At 65.2% G+C, this 3,442-nt stretch carries 6 protein-coding genes; 4 read left to right on the top strand and 2 right to left on the bottom strand.

The annotated features are described in order from the left end of the window. Positions 1–151: 151 nt before the first annotated feature. From ACT4N8_RS01900 to ACT4N8_RS01885, 4 genes are all read left to right on the top strand, one after another. Positions 152–367, top strand: coding sequence for a GNAT family N-acetyltransferase (locus tag ACT4N8_RS01900; RefSeq protein WP_444856447.1), 216 nt, complete (start codon positions 152–154; stop codon positions 365–367). A gap of 52 nt (positions 368–419) precedes the next feature. Beyond that, complete coding sequence (locus ACT4N8_RS01895; RefSeq protein WP_444856446.1) at positions 420–1,004, top strand: DUF2199 domain-containing protein; 585 nt, start codon at positions 420–422, stop codon at positions 1,002–1,004. Continuing rightward, positions 1,004–1,372, top strand: coding sequence for a hypothetical protein (locus tag ACT4N8_RS01890; protein ID WP_444856445.1), 369 nt, complete (start codon positions 1,004–1,006; stop codon positions 1,370–1,372). The genes ACT4N8_RS01895 and ACT4N8_RS01890 overlap by 1 nt, the downstream gene beginning before the upstream one ends. 469 nt (positions 1,373–1,841) lie before the next feature. After that, a complete protein-coding gene (locus ACT4N8_RS01885; protein WP_444856444.1) occupies positions 1,842–2,309 on the top strand; it encodes a hypothetical protein in 468 nt (155 codons plus the stop codon). A gap of 68 nt (positions 2,310–2,377) precedes the next feature. Here ACT4N8_RS01885 and ACT4N8_RS01880 read toward each other — a convergent pair whose 3' ends face one another. After that, a complete protein-coding gene (locus ACT4N8_RS01880; protein WP_444856443.1) occupies positions 2,378–2,731 on the bottom strand; it encodes a DUF2200 domain-containing protein in 354 nt (117 codons plus the stop codon). A 54-nt stretch (positions 2,732–2,785) separates the two neighbouring features. Further along, on the bottom strand, positions 2,786–3,259 hold the full coding sequence (locus ACT4N8_RS01875; RefSeq protein ID WP_444856442.1) for a hypothetical protein: 474 nt from the start codon (positions 3,257–3,259) through the stop codon (positions 2,786–2,788). Positions 3,260–3,442 lie beyond the last annotated feature (183 nt).

Here is a 3,442-nt window from a genome sequence, read left to right as displayed (position 1 = left end):
GAAATGGAAGTGCAGCATTTCAGCTATGCTCGGAAACGCTGCTGGAAGCATTTTGACTTCCGGCTTTGGGACATTGATGCTTGGAAGCAGGCGAGGCTCTACCGCTCAGTATATGCGCGCCAGATGCGGGACTATTTGAACAAGAGTCAGCTTGCGTGAATGTGCCCGCCAGGGCCAGGGCCTCGGCACCGCCCTCATGGAAGCCGCGATCGCCCGCATCGACGCCGACGGCCGCCCCGCCTATCTGGAAAGCTCGAACCCGCGCAACATATCGCTCTACGAACGCTTCGGCTTCGAACGCATCGGCGAGATCCAGACCGAGACGTCGCCCGTGCTGACGCCGATGGTCCGGCCGGGGCGGACGTGATGAGCGAGAAGTTCGGCGAGAAGGGCGGCGAAATCTACCTGCCGGCGGCCGAATGAGGTTCTTTCGCCGGCGCGGGCCTTCGGCGCTCGAGCTGCTGCGCGATGCCGCCTGGACCTGCGCTTCGTGCGAAACCGAGCATCGCGGCATGTTCGATATCGGCGCCTCCGCGCCCGATCATTGGGGCGAGATCGAAGTGAGGGAGCCCAACAGCGCACTTCGGCTGGACGGCGATTTTCTCTCGGAGGATTTCTGCGTCATCGGCGGCGAAAATTTCTTCGTCCGCTGCGTGTTCGAAATCCCGGTGCACGGCATGTCCGAGAAGTTCGGCTACGGAATCTGGTCGACACTCTCGCGCCAGAACTTCGAGCGCTACGTCGATCGCTTCGACGATGGCGCCTATGCCGGCGAGGGGCCGTGGTTCGGCTGGTTCTCGAACCGGCTGTCCGAGTTCGGGGAAACGCTCAACCAGGCGTGCTGGGTCTATCCGCAGCTCGACCGTCAGCGTCCGACCATCGGGCTGGACGATCCCGAGCACGAATTGTCGCTGGCCCAGGAGCAAGGCATCACGCCCGAGCGGGTGCTGGAAATCTATGCAGCCAATGGGCATGGTCCGCGTCCAAGCGTGGCGGCCGAATGATGCCCACGCCCCACCCGGCCAACGTCCCGGGCGACTTCTATGTCGAGGACAGCTGTTGCCTCGCGTGCGGCGTCTGGGAGACCGAGGCGCCCGGCTTGCTGGCATGGCTCGAAGATGGCGAATATCCGCACTGCTATGTCGCGCGGCAGCCGGAAACCGATGCCGAGTTCCGCCAGATGCTGCGGGCGATGGAGGTCCAGGACCTGAACTGCCTCCGCGTCCGCGACTGCAAGCCGGAGTGGGCGCAGGAACTCTGCCGCAACCGGCTGGGCGCGCAGATCGACAACGAACAAACGCGCATGGAGGCCGAGCGAGAAACGCGACCGCGCGGATTTCTCGCTATCCTTCGTTCACTTTGGCCGAGATGAGAGAGAAACTCAAAGAGAGCGGCGGGGAGATTTATCTGCCTGCGACGGACCGATCTTTCATCGCTTCACCTTGGGCTTCACGCCCAAGGATGCGTAGGGGAGGCCCTTTCCAAAGACAATTTCGAAAAGGTCATTTGCACACCCGAGAGCAGCTAAGATCTCTCTTTCAGTCTGCCCCTCATCTAAGGTCACCGGCGCGCGAGGATGAGCTACGGAATTTCGGTGTTCGGTGCCGCTCATTAGAGGTTTTCCTACACCCCCCGACATGCACTAAATGGTTCGCTCCTTTTTCGATTCGAAGGAGCAAGGATCATGAAGCGTCACACGGCAACGCATTCCGAGGCACGCATTGCGGGGCGCATGCCCGATCCAAAAACAGGATGCCCGAAGGCCACGATCGGCCGCAACCGATCCAACGGCCCCATTTTGCGCTGTCTTGCAGCCCGCCTCATCTGATCCATCCTGCCGGATGAATGGCTCGCCCGCCCCCGCCGCCCCGCGCCGCGCTGCCGCCGGCCCGGATTTCACCCCCGTCCCCGTCCGCGCCCGCAAGGACGGCTGGACGCCCCGCATGCAGCGCGCGTTCATCGCCGCGCTGCGCCAGACCCGCTCGATCAGCAAGGCGGCGCGGGCGGTGGGGATGAGCCGGGAGAGCGCCTACCGCCTGCGCGCGCGCCCGGGTGCGGAGAGCTTCGCCGCCGCCTGGGATTCGGCCATGGCGACTCGGCCGCCGCCGGCCCGGACCAACCATTCGCAGCTCTGGTTTCGCGCCGTCTTCGGCAAGGTGAAGCCGATCATCCGCAACGGCGAGCAGGTCGGCACGCTCCATCAGCCCGACAATGACGCGCTCCTCCGGCTTTACGACCGGGTCGAGCGCAACGCCCGCAATTACGACCGCTGGGCCGAGCGCCGCCGTGGGCGTGGAAGGTCACAATGAAAATCTTCCGCGAAATCCCTCAACTTCGTGACCTTCCGGGCCTGTCGCCAAGGCGGGAGCGTGCCGTCTCACCCCTCCCGCAAAATCTTCTCCATCTTCTTCCCCCGCGCCAGCTCGTCGATCAGCTTGTCGAGATAGCGGGCCTCGCGCATCAGCGGGTCCTCGACCTCCTCGACGCGGATGCCGCAGATCAGGCCGGTGATTTTCTCCCGCGCCGGGTTCATCCGCGGTGCGTTCCCGTAAAAGTCCTCGAAATTGGTGCCCGCCTCCAGCTCGGCCTTCAGCGCCTTCGCGTCATAGCCGGTCAGCCAGTGGATGATCTCGTCCACCTCCGCCTTCGTCCGCCCCTTCTTCTCCGCCTTGGCGACATAATGCGGGTACACGCTCGCGAAGGCGATCTTGTAGATGCGGTGCTTGGTCATCGGTCGATCAGCCTGTTCTGCTTCGAGCTCATGTCCGTTCGTCCCGCTTCGCCGTCACTCCGCATAGGGCGCGACGATGACATCCCAATGCTCCTCGATCATCGCGAAGCGGCGGGTTTCGGCGGCGAGATGGGCGTCGCGGTCGGCGAACAGCCGCCGGCTCGCCTCGGCCGCGGCGCGGTCGTAGCCCGGGTCCGATCCCGCCGCCGCATTGCCGTCGCGATAGGTGATCGTGACGCGCAGGTCCCAGCGCTGATCGCCGGCCATGTGGGTCAGCGGCGTCTCCGTGCGGATCGCGGTGATGAAGCCGAGGCGCTGCATCTCGGCCAAGATCGGCGCGTGGTGCTGCCGGTAAATCTCCATGAAGTCCCAGAAGCTGCCCCAGCGGATGCGGTAATAGGATTCGACCGTCACCGGCCCCGGCACGCTTTGCGCCGCCGCCTGAGACGGGGCTGGCTGGGCGGATGGCGCGGGCTGGGCGGCGAGCGGCGCCGCGGCGGACAGGATCAGCAGCACGGCAAGACGCATGGCGAGGTCCCCCTTCCCGCCTTGTCTAGCCGCTCTCGCGTGCGCCGCTCAAGCTTGCCTCTCCGGCAACCTCCGGGGCCCGGCCGAGTTCAGCCTCCGGTGGCGCGCAAGCGGGACTCGCGCGCGCGCCTGACCAGAGGAGAGAGATGATGCGCTTGTCCGGCCCGATCGCCGCCGCCTCGC

The sequence above is a fragment of the Sphingosinicella sp. genome, assembly GCF_052387495.1.
Taxonomy (GTDB): Bacteria; Pseudomonadota; Alphaproteobacteria; order Sphingomonadales; family Sphingomonadaceae; genus Allosphingosinicella.
This window is presented reverse-complemented; position numbering and strand designations above follow the sequence as displayed.